Origin of the sequence: Streptomyces narbonensis (assembly GCF_014649015.1) — a bacterium.
Taxonomy (GTDB): Bacteria; Actinomycetota; Actinomycetes; order Streptomycetales; family Streptomycetaceae; genus Streptomyces; species Streptomyces narbonensis.
In genome coordinates this window covers 142120-158330 of sequence record NZ_BMSF01000016.1, presented here as the reverse complement: position 1 = coordinate 158330, position 16211 = coordinate 142120, and the positions used below count along the sequence as shown (strand labels likewise).

Here is a 16211-nt window from a genome sequence, read left to right as displayed (position 1 = left end):
CCGCGCCGGCCCGTGATGATGAACGCCTCGCTGGGCCCGGCGACCTTGTAACGGGTGATGACGACGAGGCCGAGCAGCACCAGGAGAACGACGATGCCCACCACGGCGGTGAGGACAGGGCCCATGAGGAACCCCCTTCGATCAGAAGAAAAAGCCAGAGTTGGAAGACAGACGGGTTCGCCCGGTCAGCGTTCGACCGGGCGGACGGAGACGGACGTCGGTGAGAGCACGGAGTCGACCCACACCTCGATGCCGCGCGCGACGGGCACGCCGGCCTTCGCCGCGTACTTCACCGGCTGGCCCGCGAGGTACAGCAGCACCTCGCCGTAACCGTCCACGGGGATGGCCGTCACCACCGACCCGTTCGTACCGGCCAGGTCGTCTTCCCGGGGTGCGGACGCGGAGCCGTCGCGGAGGAGCACCCGGCCGAACCGCCAGGTCCCCCACCCCACGACGCCCCCCCGCGACCGCGCCCGCACCGGCGGCGACCCCCGCCCCCGTGGCGGTCGTCCCGAGGACGATCGCCCCCGTGAAGCCGAGCGCCGAGACGAACCCGGCGATCACCGGCAACGACAGGAACCCGTCCAGACCTCCGCCGATCGAGTCGAGGACCCCCTCCAGCACCCCGTCGAAGACCAGCGAGAGGACGAGGAGCACGAGACCCGCGATGCCGAGACCGAGAAACCAGCTCATGTGCGCCACCTGCCCCGTGCCTTGCTTCTCCCGTTGTTCCAGGATGGTTCCACGGGGCGGCGGGGTTGTTCACTGCCTGGTTCCGGCAGTCTTTACGCGCTCTTAATGCCGCCTGCGGGCTTCTATGAACTCGGCCACGAGGACGGCGAGTCGCTCGGGGGACTCCTCCGGCAGGAGATGCCCGGCGCCGTCGAGAACGCGCAGATGGGTGCCGAGCCGCTGCTCGGCCGCGGGCCCCAGGCGGGCCGGGGGCAGGAAGACGTCGCGCGATCCCGTCACCACCATGTTCGCCACGCTCCGGGCGTGCGCCAGGACGGACGACGGCAGAGGCGCGGGAGCGAGGCTGCTGCGGCAGCAACTGCCCACCAGCGCCATCCACCGGCTGAGCTCGTCCGATACCGACGCACCGGACGACGACATGTGCCGCACGAGCCGCTCGGCCCGCGGTACGGAGGGGCGGAGCAACCAGGGCACCGTCGCGCCCAGCACGGAGGCGCCGACCCGCAGTCGTACCAGCCCGGCCGTCGACACGAGCACACGACCGGAGATCAGGTCGGAGCCGGAGGCGAGGGCGATCGCGCCGCCGAGCGAATGTCCCACGACCACGGCCGGTTCGGACGTCACCTGCGGCAGGATTTCGGTGAGCCACCGCCCGTACCGGTCCATGCGCCGGCGGCGCGGGCGTTCACCGGCGCTGAGGCCGGGCTGGCCCGGCACGTCGAGGACGATCAGGGATGCGACCCGCGACAGCGCTTCCGCGAAGCCCAGGGACACGGCCGCGTTCATGTTCGTCCCGGGTAGCAGCACGAGCGCCCCCCGCCCCGGCTTCGGGTCGGGCCCGGTCCGGACCACGTTCGTCAGGCCGGCGGACGTCTCGACCTGCCATCGGTCGTGAGGGACCGGCCAGGCGGCCAGGCGCGCCTCGCACCAGTCCCGTACCCGTTCCCGCGCGGCCGGACTGCGGTAGATCGACGACGGCATGGCCGCATCGTAGGCACCCTGCCGTCCGGGCAGCAGAGGCGCGGGTATGGTGGCGGCCGTTCTTGACGCGTCGCTGACGCGTCACCTGCACAAGACGTGACGTATCCACAGGAGAGGGGGCGTCGGAACCGTGGCCACCGTCGCAGGGCACCGTGCGCGCTCGTTCTTCTCGGCGCATCCGGCCCGCACCGTGGTCCTTGCCTTCGCCGGCGTCGTGGTGATCGGCACCGTCCTGTTGATGCTGCCGCTCGCCACCGAGGACGGTGGCGCCCCCGGTGTGCTGACCGCGCTGTTCACCTCGACCTCCGCCGTCTGTGTGACGGGTCTCGCGGTCGTGGACACGGGCACGTACTGGAGCGGCTTCGGTGAGGGCGTCATCCTGATTCTGATCCAGGTCGGCGGCTTCGGCATCATGGCCATGGCCTCCCTCCTCGCCCTGCTGGTCTCGGGTCGGCTGCGGCTGCGGATGCAGCTGACGGCGCAGGCCGAGACGAAGAGCCTGGGCATCGGGGACGTACGCCGCGTCCTGCTCGGCGTCGCCGGCACCACGCTGATGGTCGAGCTGGCCGTGGCCGCCTGCCTGGCGCTGCGGTTCCGCTTCGGGTACGGAAGCGGGATCGGGGAAGCCGCTTACCTCGGTTTCTTCCACGCCGTGTCCGCGTTCAACAACGCCGGCTTCGGTCTCCACGCGGACAGCCTCACCCGCTACGCCCAGGACCCGTGGGTCACCCTGCCGATCGCCGTCGCCGTCATCCTGGGCGGCATCGGTTTCCCGGTCCTCCTTGAGATGCTGCGCCACCGCAACCGCGCCCGCACCACCGGCCGGAAGAACTGGACCCTGCACACCAGACTCACCGTCATCACCACCGTGGTGCTGCTGGTCGTCGGCACGGTACTCACGGGGCTGCTGGAGTGGACCAACCCGGCCACGCTCGGCGCGCATGACGTCTGGGGCAAGTTCCTCAACAGCTTCTTCTACTCGGCGATGAGCCGCACCGCGGGCTTCAACTCCCTCGACATCGGCGCCCTGCACGCCTCCACCCTCCTGATGACGTGCATGCTCATGTTCATCGGCGGCGGCAGCGCGGGGACCGCCGGCGGCATCAAGGTCACCACGTTCGCCGTCCTGGCCGCCGCGATCCTCGCCGAGGTGCGCGGCGAGCCGAACTCCGTAGTGCTCGGCCGCCGCCTCGCGCCGCATGTGCTGCGTCAGGCCCTGACGGTGGCACTTCTCGGAGTGGGTCTTGTCATGAGTGCCACGCTCGCCCTGCTCTCGGTGAGCACGGCGTCGTTCGAAGCCGTGCTGTTCGAGGTCGTGTCCGCCTTCGCGACCGTGGGCCTGTCCACGGGCATCACCGCCGACCTGCCCGCCGCCGGACAGCTCATCCTCGTCGTCCTGATGTTCATCGGCCGCATCGGCCCCATCACCCTGGTCTCCGCGCTCGCGCTACGTGAGCGCACACGACGGTACGAACTGCCCGAGGAGCGACCCGTCATTGGCTAACTACCTCCACAACCTCCGCAAGCGGCGCCGCCAACGGCTCACCGAACAGCACCCGCCCACCGGCGACCAGCGCGTCGCCGTCATCGGCCTCGGGCGCTTCGGCAGCTCGCTGGCCAACGAGCTGATGCGCCGGGGCTGGGACGTCCTGGGCATCGACACCGACGCCCGACTGGTCCAGAAGTACAGCGACAGTCTCACCCACGCCGCCACGGCGGACTGCACCGATCCCGACGTCCTGAATCAGCTCGGCGTCCACGACTTCTCCAGCGCCGTCGTGGGCATCGGCAGCGACATCGAGGCGAGCATCCTCATCAGCTCCAACCTCCTCGAAGCAGGCGTCCCCAACATCTGGGCCAAGGCCATCAGCCGCCAGCACGGCAAGATCCTCGAACGCCTCGGCGTGCACCACGTCGTGCTTCCCGAGCACGAGATGGGCGAGCGCGTCGCCCACCTCGTCACCGGCCGCATGCTCGACTTCATCGAATTCGACGACGACTACGCCCTCGTCAAGACCGTCGCTCCCAAGGCCGCCACCGGACAGCCCCTCGGCCAGTCCAGAGTGCGCAGCGAGTACGGCATCACCGTCGTCGGCATCAAGCGCCCCGGCGAGGACTTCACATACGCCACCGCCGACACGGTCGTCGAACAGGGCGACATCATCGTCGTCACCGGCAAGACCAGCGCCGTGGAGACCTTCACCGAACTGCCCTGACAACTAGAATCAGCCATAGGTGAGCCGGGAAGCCTGGTCGGCACAGTCTTCCGCCTGCCCTGGAGCCCCCGGCCATGCCTCTCGCCCTTGTCGTACTCGCCCTGTGGGCGCTCGCCTTCCTGACGTTCAACACCGTCGTCAGCTTCTGGGTCTGGCGGATCAGCAGTCTGCCCCGCTGGCGACGGGCACTGCCCGGGCTGCTGCTGTGCGCCGGGCTCGCGGCCAGTCTCAGCCGGTCCGCCGGGACCACCACCATCGCCGAGGCGCTCGCATTCCCCCTCTACGTGACCACTGCTGGGATCTGCCTGTGCGAGATTCGCCGCCACCGGGCACGTTCCTCCCGCCCGGACAACTCCGGAGACCTGGCGTGACTACCTGGGTGAGCTGGGTCCTGCTGACCGGTGGTGCGGTGCTGCTCCTGGCACCGAGCATCGCCGTTCTTCTGGGCTGGAGGCCGAGCCGGCTTGCGCGGAGGGGCGCGCCCACCCGTCTGCTCGGTGCCGCAGGCGTCGTGCTGTACGGGGCGGTGCTGACGAGCGAGGTGGCGCGGCTCGCAGAGGCGCCGAGCGGCGTACCGAAAGCGTGCTCGTACATCGCGCTGGGGCTGATCGGGTGCGCGATCGTCCTCGTGGCCCTCTACGACTTTTTGGCAGAGCCCTCACGACGAAGAAGCCGCTGATGGACCGCGCGGCAGGACGTCGCGATGAGCCTGCGCGGGAGCCCCAGCCGCTCAGTGCCGCGTCCTGGCGGAGACCGCCACGGCAGCGGTGAACGCGAGCGCCAGTGCGCCGATCCCGCACAGCGGAGACTGCAGATGAGGCAAGAGGTACATCACGCTCCCGGCGGCTGTGAGCACTGAGCCGCAGGCCAGAAGCGGGGCGGACGGTCCGGTATGGGCTTCGCGTCGCCCGGGCTGCGGCATACGGCTGTCTCCTTCGGTCGAGGCCAAGCGTACGGAGCCGTGGTCACGCCTGCCGGAATTCGCCCCGCCCAGCGCCACGGCAGGCGGGCCGCAGTTCTCAGGCCCTTGGATGCCGTGCGTCGTACTGCTTCCGCCACGTGCCGATCAGGGTGGCCATCTCCCTCTGCATGAAGGCGTAGAAGTCCTCCATCTCGTCGAGCCGTCGTCCGACGGTACTGTCCCGCCCCGCCGACTTGATGCCCTCGGCTGCAGCGTCCACCATGGTGGCCAGCAGCACGTTCTGGCTGCCCATCAGAGTGGCCCAGGCGTGCTCGCGGAACCGGTAGTGGTCCCGGCGGCTGCCCGGGGCCGGGACGCGTTCGATCATGCCGGTAGGGATGAGCTGCTTGACGGCGCCGGAGACCGCGCCCGAGCTGATCTGCAAGACCTCGCAGAGGTCCGCGGCCGTCATCGTGTCGTCCTGGCTGAACAGCAGCGCGGTCATCACGCGGGCCGTGGTCTTCTGCATCCCGCCCTGAGCGAGGGTGAGCGCAAGCTTCTCGGCCGCTTCGCGCAGCCGTACGTCTTTCTCGTCCATCGTTCCTCCTTGACGCCGCCGCCTCAGCATAGTCAGCTCTCGCAACACTCAGACTGTTTACAGATCTCTGAACACTCGATACGTTCGGAGTTATGGAGAACGTGATCGAGCTCCGCGAGCTCACCAAGCGATACGGCGCCCGACGGGGACTGGCCGGCCTGACGCTCGAGGTGCGGACGGGTGAGGTCTTCGGCTTCCTCGGCCCCAATGGCGCGGGCAAGTCGACGACCATTCGCCTCCTGCTTGACCTGATCCGGCCCACCAGTGGCACCGCCACGGTGCTCGGGTTGTCACCACGTGCCCAGGGGACGGAACTTCGGGCCAGGACGGGATACCTGGCGGGCGATTTCGTCTGTGACGGGCGCCAGAACGTCCGCGGGTACCTCCGCTTCCTCGGCGCGCTGCGTGGTGGTGTGCCACAGCAGCACATCGACGACCTCGCCGACCGTCTCGGCCTGGACCAGAACACCCGGATCCGGAAGCTGTCCAAAGGCAACAGGCAGAAGGTCGGCCTCGTCCAGGCGTTCATGCACCGGCCCGAGCTCCTCGTCCTGGACGAGCCGACCACCGGCCTGGACCCGTTGGTGCAGCAGACCTTTCTCGACCTGGTCACCGAGACGGCGGCGGACGGCCGGACGGTCTTCATGTCCAGCCACGTCATGAGCGAGGTCGAAGCGGTCGCCGACCGTGTCGGCATCATCCGCGACGGGCGCCTCGCCGCACTCGACACCGTGGCCCATCTGCGGGCCGGAGCCGTCAGAGACGTCGAGGTCACCTTCGAGACGCCGGTGCCTCAGCACGCGTTCGCCGACCTGCCAGGCGCCGACCGGCTCGGCCTCGACATCACCCGCACCACCCTGAGCGGCCAGGTGGTCGGCAGCCCCGACGCCCTGATCAAGGCGCTCGCCGGCTACTCGGTGACCGGCCTGCGCGCGACCGAGCCCGCCCTTGAGGAGGTCTTCCACTCCTATTACGCCGGTGCGGAGGCGGCCCCCCGAACCTCTCCTTCCACCGCGGCCTGAGCCATCCGCGCGACACCGGAAAGGCCCACCATGAACACCGCCGTCTTCACCAAGTCGCTCACCGACAGCCGCCGCGCACTCGCCGGCTGGGCGCTCGGCACCGCGGCCGTAGGCATGACCTACGCGAGCACCTACCCCTCCCAACGGGACAACACGGCGAGCCTTCCCGAGGCGCTACGTGAGGCGCTGCACATCGACGCCACAGCGGCCGGCTATCTGCACGCCAGCGTCTTCGGCGTCATCCTGCCGCTGCTCGCCATGATCTACGGGGTCTCCACCGGCTCCCGCGCCCTCGCCGGTGACGAGGAGTCCGGCCGGCTCGACCTGCTCCTGGCCCATCCCGTGACCCGCACCAGCCTGGCCCTGCAGCGGTTCTGCGCGCTGACCGTGGGCGCGGGCGCGATCTCACTCCTCGTCTGGCTGGCCATGCTCGCCATCCGCGACAGCGCCGGGCTCACCAGCGTCACCCCTGCCGAGTTTCTCGCCCAATGCGTCAACCTGGCACTTCTCGCCGTCGTCTTCGGTGCCCTCGCCCTCGGGCTCGGCGCTGCACTCGGCCGCAGGACCGTCGTCCTGGCCACAACCGCGACCGTCGGCGTGCTCTCGTACACCGCCTACGCGGTCGCCGGTCAAATCGGCGCGGACTGGCTCGCCTACGCGTCCCCGTTCCACTACTACATCGGCGGTGAGCCGCTGAAGAACGGCTTCCAGTGGGGCGATGGTGCGGTCCTGGCCGTCACTGCCGTCACTGTCCTGGCTGTAGGCGTTATGCGCTTCAACCGCCGGGACGTCGGCTGATCCGGCAGGTGGACGGCCGCCAGGTGCTTGATCACGGCGCGGGGTGCACGGCCATGGCGGCAGGGCGTGACGCGGGTGACCCGTCTTCCCCCGTGGGCGGATTGGGCGGGGCACCCGGAACGGCCGTGAGAATCGAGGCCGGCACCACGATGACGGACAGCGCCACGGCGGCCACGACCCGACGGCTGCGGCGGACGGATCGGGCGGCCTCTGGCTGCGCGGATATCTCCGGGAACTCAGAGCGTGCCCGCCCTGCCTCGCACCCACCCCTTCACGGTCACAGCACCTGGTCGGGCCAGTCAAGGAGGCGCGCGCCGACGACGGCTGTCTGCAGGGTGTAGCGCTGGACGGGATCGCCGGGATCCGACCCTGTCAGACGGTGGATGCGGTCGAGGCGGTACGTCATGGCCCGCACGCTGAGGCTGAGGCGGCGGGCCGCCTGCGCGGTGACGCAGCCCGTGTCGAAGTACGCCGTGAGGGTGTCGAGCAGGGGCTTCGCGCCGCCGCGGGCCTGCTGGAGCGGGCCGAGGACGGTCTGGACGAGATCGGCCATGGCCTGCCGGTCACGGGTGAGGACCGGGTAGACGAGGAGGTCCGCGGCGTACAGAACTGGGTCGTCCAGGTCCATGCGGGCGGCGAGCTCGAGGGCGTTGAGGGCTTCCTCGTAGGAGTGGACGACGCCGCTGGTGCCGGGATGCGCCCTGCCGACGGCGACCTGACCGCCGTCGGTCGCCGCGTGGGCCTGTTTGGCGAAGTGGGCGAGTACTTCGGTTTCGTCGGCGGGCGCGACGCAGATCAGTCGCCCGTCCTTGGTGGTGAGCAGGATCCGGCGGTTGCCGAAGCGGGCGACGAGCGACGATTCGACGCTACGGGTCACCTCGTAGCCGTCGCTGTACGGCTCCGGGCCCTGGGCGACGGCGACGGCGTGGGCGTGGGACAGGAGCAGTCCGAAGCGCTCGGCGCGCTCGGCTATCCGGCCGAGATCGCTGCGGCCGTAGAGCAGGTCGTCGATGAACTCACGTCTCGCAGCCTCCTCCTGACGCATCAACAGGTGCTGCGCCCGCTCATGTCCTTCGGCGAAGGCGTCGACGGCCTGCTCGACCGCGCTCAGGAGGTGATCCGCAGTTGCCACCTGCAGCTCGGAGTGGACCCGTTGAGCCTCGGCGAGGTGGGCCCGGACGAGGGCGCGCAGCCCGATGCCGGCCTCCGCCGCACGCTCCCCACGGGAGCGCAGCGCCTCCCGCTCCTCCCGGGTGAGCCTGCGGCCGGTCGCACACACGCCCGCCAGGACCTCGGCGTACCCCTCCAGATACTCCACGGCCGTCTCCAGCTCCGTCACTGCCCCTCCCGGCATTCCTGACGCGTCCTTGACGAGTTCCTGACGCGTGGGGACAAGAGTGACACGTCGCTCGGCAGGGGCTCCTCACCGGCATCAAGGAGGCGTCAAAGTTTGCCTGGTTACGGCAATGCCGAAGGGATTGTCGATGCCTCAGAATGGCGCTGCGGCAGGACATCGGCGTCGCCCCGATGCCGGGAGACAGAAATCATCGTCTGAGGGGGGACAGCCATGGATGAGCTTCTGAGCGCCGCCTTCGGCTTCCCCGTGCTGCTGTTCAGCGCGGCCGTCGTCGCTGCCGTGGGGTTCTGGCTGCTGGTGCTGTGCGGTGTCGTAGAGCGCGGCGCCTTCGACTCCGACGTGGACACGCAGGCGCTGCGCCTGGGACGGGTTCCCGTCTCCGTGGCGGCCTCCGTGTTCCTCTTGGCCGGCTGGCTCCTGAGTCTCACCGGAGCCCTGTGGCGCGACCTCGCCGATCTGTCGCGTTCCTCGGCCTCCCTGCTCTCGCTCGCCCTCATGGTGCTCGCTCCCGCTGCCGCCTGGTGGGTGACCCGACGCCTCGTACGTCCCCTGGCGAAGCTGTTCCCCGATGAACCCGGGCTGTCCCGACGGTCCGCCGCCACCCTCCCGTAACACCACCCGAGCCTGCGGCTCCCCATCACTTCCATCGACACGGGGTTTCTCATGGATGCCTTCACCGTGGGCATCGGCGTGCTCGTCGCCGTTGTCCTGCTTTTCACCATCACTCTGCTCTTCGTGATCAGCCGACTGTTCCGCAAGGTGGAACAGGGCAAGGCGCTGATCGTCTCGAAGATGCGGAAGGTCGACGTCACTTTCACCGGACAGGTCGTTCTCCCCGTCCTGCACAAGGCCGAGGTCATGGACATCTCGGTGAAGACGATCGAGATCTCCCGCACCGGTCGGGACGGGCTGATCTGCCGGGACAACATCCGCGCCGACATCCGGATCTCGTTCTTCGTCCGGGTCAACAAGACCGTCGAGGACGTCATCAAGGTCGCGCAGGCGATCGGTACGGCGAGGGCGAGCGACAAGGAGACGCTGCAGGAGCTGTTCAACGCCAAGTTCTCCGAGGCGCTGAAGACTGTCGGCAAGCAGCTCGACTTCACCGATCTGTACACCAAGCGCGAGGAACTGCGGTTCCGGATCATCGAGATCATCGGCATCGACCTCAACGGCTACAGCCTGGAGGACGCGGCCATCGACTACCTGGAGCAGACCCCGCTCGCCCAGCTGGACGCCGGCAACATCCTGGATGCTCAGGGCATCCGGAAGATCACCGAACTCACGGCCGTCGAGAACGTCCGGACCAACGAACTGCGTCAGCACGAGCAGAAGGAGATCACCCGGCAGAACGTCGACGCCCGCGAGGCCATCCTGGAGTTGGAGCGGCGTCAGACTGACGCCGAGATCAAGCAGAGGCGTGAGATCGACACTGTACGGGCGCGTGAGGAGGCCGAGACGGCGCGGGTCGTGGAGGAGGAGCGGCTGCGGGCCCAGAGCGCCTTCCTGAAGACGGAGGAGCAGCTGGGAATCCAGCGTGAGAACCAGGCCCGCGAGGTCGCCGTCGCGCAGAAGAACCGTGAGCGGGTCATCGCGATCGAGAACGAGCGGATCGAGAAGGACCGCCTTCTGGAGGTCATCGCCCGGGACAGAGAGACGGAACTGACCCGTATCTCCGCCCAGAAGGAGGTGGAGTCGGAGCGCCGGGACATCGCCGAGGTGATCCGTGAGCGGATCGCGGTGGACCGTACGGTCGCCGAGCAGGAGGAGTCCATCAAGCGGCTGCGTACGGTCGAGGAGGCCGAGCGGACCCGCCAGGCCGTCGTCATCGCCGCCGAGGCGGAGGCGCAGGAGAGGCTGGTCAAGGACATCAAGGCGGCGGAGGCGGCCGAGCAGGCCGCCGTGCACCGGGCCGCCGAGGAGCTCACCCTGGCCGAGGCCCGCAACAAGGCCGCCGACATGGATGCCCACGCCAAGATCCGCCTCGCCGAGGGCGTACAGGCCGAAGCGGCCGCCGAAGGCCTCGCGGCCGCGCAGGTACGGGAGAAGGAGGCCGACGCGATCCAGAAGACCGGCCGCGCCGAGGCCGAGGCCACCGAGGCGCGACTGCGAGCCGAGGCCGAAGGGCTGCGGGCCAAGGCGCTCGCCGAGGCCACGGCGATCGGCGAGAAGCTGAAGGCGGAGGCCGAGGGGCTCAACCAGAAGGCGATCGCCGTCGCAGCATTCGACGAGGCGTCCCGAACGCACGAGGAGTACCGGCTGCGCCTGGAGGCGGAGAAGGAGATCCGGCTCGCCGGCCTCGACGTGCAGCGACAGGTCGCGGAAGCCCAGGCCACCGTGCTCGCGACCGGCCTGGAGAACGCCGACATCAACATCGTCGGCGGGGAGTCCGTCTTCCTCGACCGTCTCGTGCAGTCCATCGCGCTCGGCAAGTCCGTCGACGGCTTCGTGGACCACTCCCGGACCGCGCAGGCACTCGCCGGGCCCTGGCTCGACGGCGAGGGTTCCTTCACCGAGGACCTCACCAAGGTGCTCGGCTCGCTCTCCAGCGGCGACGTCCAGAACCTCAGCGTCTCCGCGCTGCTGGCGAAGGTCATGAAGTCCGGTGTCCTCGACGCGCACGCCCCCGGCCCGGCCACCGCGGTCCCGGCCGAGACCGCCGCGCTGAACGGCGCGGTCACGAACTGACCGCCCCGGGGGGAGCGGTCACAGAGGGTCCGGTGCCGGCATACGGGGGTTGTCGGCGCCGGACCCGTATCCACCACGGTACAAGGAGCGGGACGGGATGAGCGCGGGAATCGACCAGGACACGTACGCGGTACTCCGGGACCGGCTCGCCGGGCAGGCGGCGGAGCTGGGCAGGCGTGCCGGGGCCCTCAACGAGGCACGGATCGCGGCCTTCGGTTCCGGCGAGCTCGGCCTGACCGGCACCGGCCGGGTGCGTACCGAGCGCGCCTGCGTCCCCCGCGACGTCGTCGCCGTCGGCGACGACCTGTTGCTCCTCGGCTCCCACACGCCGTCCACGGGATCTTCCGAGACGGCGGTCGCCGATGTCTTCACCCTCTACGACCGCGACCTGAACGCGCTGCCCCAGGACGCGGTGCCCGGTCTGCTCGACGACCCCGGCTTCGTGCGGGAGTTCTCCGCGCTGCACCGCTACTTCCGTGGTGCGCGGCTGCTGCGGCTGCGCCGGGTGGAGGGCCGGCTCCTCGCCGTCTTCCGGACCGGGGAGCAGGACGCCGACCTCCGTGTCCTGCGCTGGTCCGTCGATCCGGCCGGAGGGACGCGATTCCTCGACGCCCAGGGCGAGCGCGACCACGTCTTTCCGCCCGCCCACGACGTCGACTGGGTGGCCACGACCCGCGACGACCACGTCCTGGGCCGCCACCCGCACATCGCGCTCGACGGCCGGGTCTTCGTCTCCACGGTCGGCGGGGCGTTGACGGTCAAGACGCAGAACGACACCGAGACGACCGAGGGTGTCCACACGGAGCCGGTCGAGGAGCCGTTGCAGTCGCTGGCCGACGCGGAGGTGGCCTACGCGGTGGTGGGCGCCCTGACTCTCGTGCGCGTCCGCCCGTACAAGGAGGAGGCCCCCCGTCACCTCGTGTTCAACGCACTGACCGGGAGCGTGGTCAGGCTCGACGGCATCGGCCAGTCGTGTCTGCGGCTGCCCGAGGACGAGGGGATCGTGTTCCCGGGAGGCTACTGTCTGGCCTCCGGCGCCGTGAAGACCTTCGACACCGACGCGTCCGGGCTGACCTTCGACCGACTGGTCCGCTCGCCCGACGGGGAGGACTTCCTCTTCGTCTTCCGCACCCGGACCGAGGGCCGCAGCCTGCTCCTCCCGTACAACCTGATCCGCAAGGAGATCGCGACCCCGGTCTCCTGCCATGGCTACGCGCTGCTCGACGACGGAACCATGGCCGTGTTGCGCGGCGATTCCGCGGAGCCCGGCCGTGTCCATCCGGTGCAGATGTGGCGGACGCCGTACACGGCCGACACCTACGCGACGTCCGTGGGGGACGGCCCGCTGGCCCGCATCGGCAACGCGGATCTCGTCCGGGGGATCGCCGACTGTCTGGCGATCGTCCGGCAAGCGACCGAGCTCACACCGGCCGGCGAGGTGTACGCAGCACTCGCCGCCGCGTGTGAGCGTGCGGGGGACGTCCACCACTGGCTCGGAGAACCGGAAGTCGGAGACCTGGGCGCTCCGCTGACCGAGATCCGTGGCACGCTCGTGCAGGTCCTCGACGAGTTCGAGACCGTGACGGCCCTCTCCCGGCAGGCTTCGGAGGCACTGGCGGAGTCGGCCCGACGGATCAGCGGGCTGGTCCGGCGTGTTCGGGGTGAGGCGCCGGCCACGGCCGAGGAGTGGATCTCCCGGATCACCGAACTTCGCCAGGCGCAAGGGCACTTGGTGACCCTGAAGGAGATGCGGTACGCCGACACGATAGGCATCGACACCCTCGCCGGCGACGTCGAGGCCGACATCACCTCGGCCGCCCGGAGGGCCGTCGCCCACCTCCGGCGCGCGGACGCCTTCACCGCCCACCACTCCGACGCGGAACAGCTGGAGGAGGAGGCCGGCGCCATCACCACGGTGGCGGGCGCGGGCCCGGTCGGCGAGCGGCTCGACGCGCACACGGCCGGTCTGCGGGCCCTCAGCGAGATCATCGCCGGACTCGACATCGGCGACGCCACCGTACGTACGTCGATCCTGGAGCGCATCGCCGACGTCCTGGGCGCGCTGAACCGCGCCCGCGCCCTCCTTGCCGCCCGCCGCACCGAGCTCCTGGACAAGGAGGGCCGGGCGGAGTTCGCCGCCGAGCTCGCCCTGCTCGGACAGGCCGTCACGGGTGCGCTGGCAGCCGCCGAAACCCCCGACCGCTGCGACGAACAACTCGGCTGGCTGTTGCTCCAGTTGGAGAACCTGGAGTCCCGCTTTGCCGAGCACGACGGTTTCCTCGCCGACATCGCCGAGAGGCGCACAGAGGTCTACGACGCCTTCACGGTGCGCAAGCAGTCTCTCCAGGATGCCCGCGCCCGCCGCGCGGAGCAGCTCGCGAGGTCGGCTGACCGGGTGCTGGACGCGATCGCTCGGCGAGCGGCGACCTTGGCCGATCTGGACGAGGTGCACACCTACTTCGCCTCCGACCCCATGGTCGTCAAGGTCCGGCGCACCGGCGGCGAACTACGGGAACTCGGTGACCATGTACGGGCGGAGGAGCTGGAGGCCCGGCTCGGCACCGCCCGCCAGGAGGCCGGGCGGGCGCTGCGCGACCGCACCGAGCTGTTCTCCGACGGAGGCGACACCATCCGGCTCGGCCGGCACCGCTTCGCCGTCAACCGGCAGACCCCCGAACTGACCCTCGTCCCGTACGAGGACACTCTCGCCCTCGCCCTGACCGGCACCGACTACCGCGTGCCCGTGACCGACCCGGCCTTCGCCGCGACCCGGCCGTTCTGGGACCGGACGCTGCCCTCCGAGTCGCAGCAGGTATACCGTGCCGAACACCTTGCCGCGCGCCTGTTGGCCGAGCACGGAGCGGACGGCCTGGCCGGCGCGGATCTCGGCGCACTCACACGGAGGGCGGCCGTGGCCGCGTACGACGAGGGGTACGAGCGCGGTGTTCACGACCACGACGCGGCGGCGATCCTGGAGGTCGTCCTGCGGCTGCACGGAAGGGTCGGACTGCTCAGGTACCCGGCCCCGGCACGCGCGGCCGCCCAGCTCTTCTGGGGCCACACCGCCACCGCCGACGCCCGTGACCAGTGGACCTGCCGGGCGGACGCCCTGACCCGGGCCCGTGACCTGTTCGGCGCGGAGTCGGCCGTCGACGGCCTGCGGGACGAGCTTGCCGAGGAGATCGGTGACGCGACGGCCGCCGCTTACCTGATCGAAGAACTGGCCTCCGGCGTGCCGGGCTTCGCCGTCTCCGGCGCGGCGCGGACACTCCTCGACAAGTTCCGCCGCGCGGTCGGTTCCTCCGCGTACGACGACGCCCTTGCCGCACTCACGGAGCAGAACGCACGACGCCAGCTCGTCGAGGCATGGCTCACCGCCTACGCCTCGGCCTCCGGGGAACTGCCCGACGGGGACGTAGTCGCCGAGGCCGTCGCCGTCGAGCTGTGCCCAGGCCTCGACCGGTACGAGGTGGCTGCCCCGATGACGGCGACGGTCACCGGTCTGCTGGGCAGCCACCCCCGGGTGGAGGGGCGCGCCCTGGAACTGCGGCTGGACGAGTTCCTGGACAGGACACGGGCCTTCGCCGAGTGGGGCGTGCCGGCCTTCCGTGCCTACCAGCGGCAGCGGGCGGACCTCGTCGCGGCCGAGCACGCCCGGCTCCGCGTGGACGAGTACCGCCCCCGGGTGATGTCGTCCTTCGTTCGCAACCGGCTCGTCGACGACGTCTACCTCCCGCTGATCGGCGACAACCTCGCCAAGCAGCTCGGCGCTGCGGGGAACGCCAAGCGGAGTGACTCCCAGGGCCTGCTCCTGCTCCTCTCTCCGCCCGGCTACGGCAAGACCACGCTGATCGAGTACGTCGCCGAGCGCCTCGGCCTGCTCCTGATCAAGGTCGACGGCCCCGCCCTCGGGCAGCGCACGACCTCCCTCGACCCGGCCGAAGCACCCGACGCCACCGCGCGCAGGGAGGTGGAGAAGATCGCCTTCGCCCTGGCAGCGGGCAACAACGTCCTTCTGTATGTCGACGACATCCAGCACGCCTCGCCGGAGTTCCTGCAGAAGTTCATCCCGCTCTGCGACGCCACGCGGACCCTGAACGGGCACGACCTGCGGGGCAAGCGCTTCGCCGTCTGCATGGCCGGCAACCCGTACACCGAGTCGGGGCAGGCCTTCCGTGTCCCGGACATGCTCGCCAACCGGGCCGACGTGTGGAACCTCGGCGACGTGCTGACCGGGAAGGAGGAGGCCTTCGCACTGAGCTTCGTCGAGAACGCCCTCACCTCTCACCCCGACCTGGCACCGCTGGCCGGCCGCGACCGGACCGACCTGGAGCTGCTGACCCGGCTGGCGGCCGGTGCCCCCACCGCGCGCCGCGACCGCCTCGTCCACCCGTATGCCGCGGCCGAGCTGGACCGGATCCTCGCCGTCCTGCGTCACCTGCTCACCGCCCGCGAGACCGTCCTGGCCGTCAACGCCGAGTACATCGACTCGGCCGCCCGCACCGACAGCGCCCGAACCGAACCGCCCTTCCGGCTCCAGGGCTCGTACCGCACCATGAACAAGATCGCGGCCCGCATCACGTCCGCGATGAACGACGCCGAACTCGCCGCCGTGATCGACGACCACTACACGGCCGAGGCCCAGACCCTCACCACCGAGGCCGAGGCCAACCTCCTCAAGCTGGCCGAACTCCGTGGCACTCTCACCCCGGTGCAGGCCGAGCGCTGGACCGAGGTGACCGCCGCTTACACACGCACCCAGACGCTCGGCGGCTCCGGAGACGACTCGCTCGGCCGGGCGGTCGTCGCCCTGGGACTGCTCGCCGACCGCATCACCGCCGTCGAGGCGGCGATCACCCGCGCCACGGATCCACGCCACCTCCTGGCGCACCCGGCGGGACGTCACGCGTCACGGTCCGATGACGTCCCCGCCCCCGCGCGCCGCCAGACCTGACGC

At 70.2% G+C, this 16211-nt stretch carries 12 protein-coding genes and 1 pseudogene; 9 read left to right on the top strand and 4 right to left on the bottom strand.

Annotated features, from left to right (window positions below; translation table 11 throughout):
- Window positions 1–185: 185 nt before the first annotated feature.
- Together IE124_RS27260 and IE124_RS27255 are read right to left on the bottom strand one after the other, a co-directional pair.
- Window positions 186–693 (bottom strand): annotated as a pseudogene (locus IE124_RS27260) (NfeD C-terminal domain-containing protein).
- A 102-nt stretch (window positions 694–795) separates the two neighbouring features.
- Complete coding sequence (locus IE124_RS27255; protein WP_189511352.1) at window positions 796–1674, bottom strand: alpha/beta fold hydrolase; 879 nt, start codon at window positions 1672–1674, stop codon at window positions 796–798.
- Between the two features lie 130 nt (window positions 1675–1804).
- On the opposite strand from IE124_RS27255, the gene IE124_RS27250 reads away from it, so the two are divergent.
- The 4 genes from IE124_RS27250 (at window position 1805) to IE124_RS27235 (ending at window position 4569) form a co-directional block, all read left to right on the top strand.
- Window positions 1805–3178, top strand: coding sequence for a TrkH family potassium uptake protein (locus IE124_RS27250; RefSeq protein WP_229832918.1), 1374 nt, complete (start codon window positions 1805–1807; stop codon window positions 3176–3178).
- Window positions 3171–3890 (top strand): potassium channel family protein, encoded by a 720-nt coding sequence (locus IE124_RS27245; RefSeq protein WP_189511350.1) that lies wholly within the window; start codon window positions 3171–3173, stop codon window positions 3888–3890. Before IE124_RS27250 ends, IE124_RS27245 begins: the two co-directional genes overlap by 8 nt.
- A gap of 74 nt (window positions 3891–3964) precedes the next feature.
- Complete coding sequence (locus IE124_RS27240) at window positions 3965–4261, top strand: hypothetical protein (RefSeq protein ID WP_189511348.1); 297 nt, start codon at window positions 3965–3967, stop codon at window positions 4259–4261.
- Window positions 4258–4569 carry a hypothetical protein gene (locus tag IE124_RS27235; protein WP_189511345.1) on the top strand — a complete coding sequence of 104 codons (312 nt, stop codon included), beginning with the start codon at window positions 4258–4260 and terminating at the stop codon, window positions 4567–4569. The genes IE124_RS27240 and IE124_RS27235 overlap by 4 nt, the downstream gene beginning before the upstream one ends.
- 340 nt (window positions 4570–4909) lie before the next feature.
- Here the strand turns inward: IE124_RS27235 and IE124_RS27230 are convergent, their stop codons facing one another.
- Entirely contained in the window at window positions 4910–5389 is a 480-nt protein-coding gene (locus IE124_RS27230; protein ID WP_229832917.1) for a GbsR/MarR family transcriptional regulator, read from the bottom strand.
- Window positions 5390–5481: 92 nt separating this feature from the next.
- Between IE124_RS27230 and IE124_RS27225 the strand changes: the two genes are divergently transcribed.
- Both IE124_RS27225 and IE124_RS27220 read left to right on the top strand, forming a co-directional pair.
- On the top strand, window positions 5482–6411 hold the full coding sequence (locus IE124_RS27225; protein ID WP_189511343.1) for an ABC transporter ATP-binding protein: 930 nt from the start codon (window positions 5482–5484) through the stop codon (window positions 6409–6411).
- A 30-nt stretch (window positions 6412–6441) separates the two neighbouring features.
- Window positions 6442–7209 (top strand): ABC transporter permease, encoded by a 768-nt coding sequence (locus IE124_RS27220; RefSeq protein ID WP_189511341.1) that lies wholly within the window; start codon window positions 6442–6444, stop codon window positions 7207–7209.
- 277 nt (window positions 7210–7486) lie between these two features.
- On the opposite strand, the gene IE124_RS27215 is transcribed toward IE124_RS27220, so the two are convergent.
- Window positions 7487–8563, bottom strand: a complete 1077-nt coding sequence (locus IE124_RS27215; RefSeq protein WP_189511339.1) for a PucR family transcriptional regulator — start codon at window positions 8561–8563, stop codon at window positions 7487–7489.
- Between the two features lie 213 nt (window positions 8564–8776).
- On the opposite strand from IE124_RS27215, the gene IE124_RS27210 reads away from it, so the two are divergent.
- The 3 genes from IE124_RS27210 to IE124_RS27200 all read left to right on the top strand — a co-directional run bounded on the left by IE124_RS27210 (window position 8777) and on the right by IE124_RS27200 (window position 16208).
- Window positions 8777–9178, top strand: coding sequence for a hypothetical protein (locus IE124_RS27210; protein WP_189511338.1), 402 nt, complete (start codon window positions 8777–8779; stop codon window positions 9176–9178).
- 51 nt (window positions 9179–9229) lie between these two features.
- Window positions 9230–11254 (top strand): flotillin family protein, encoded by a 2025-nt coding sequence (locus tag IE124_RS27205; RefSeq protein ID WP_229832915.1) that lies wholly within the window; start codon window positions 9230–9232, stop codon window positions 11252–11254.
- 97 nt (window positions 11255–11351) lie between these two features.
- Window positions 11352–16208, top strand: a complete 4857-nt coding sequence (locus IE124_RS27200; protein ID WP_189511336.1) for a DNA repair ATPase — start codon at window positions 11352–11354, stop codon at window positions 16206–16208.
- Window positions 16209–16211: the final 3 nt, after the last annotated feature.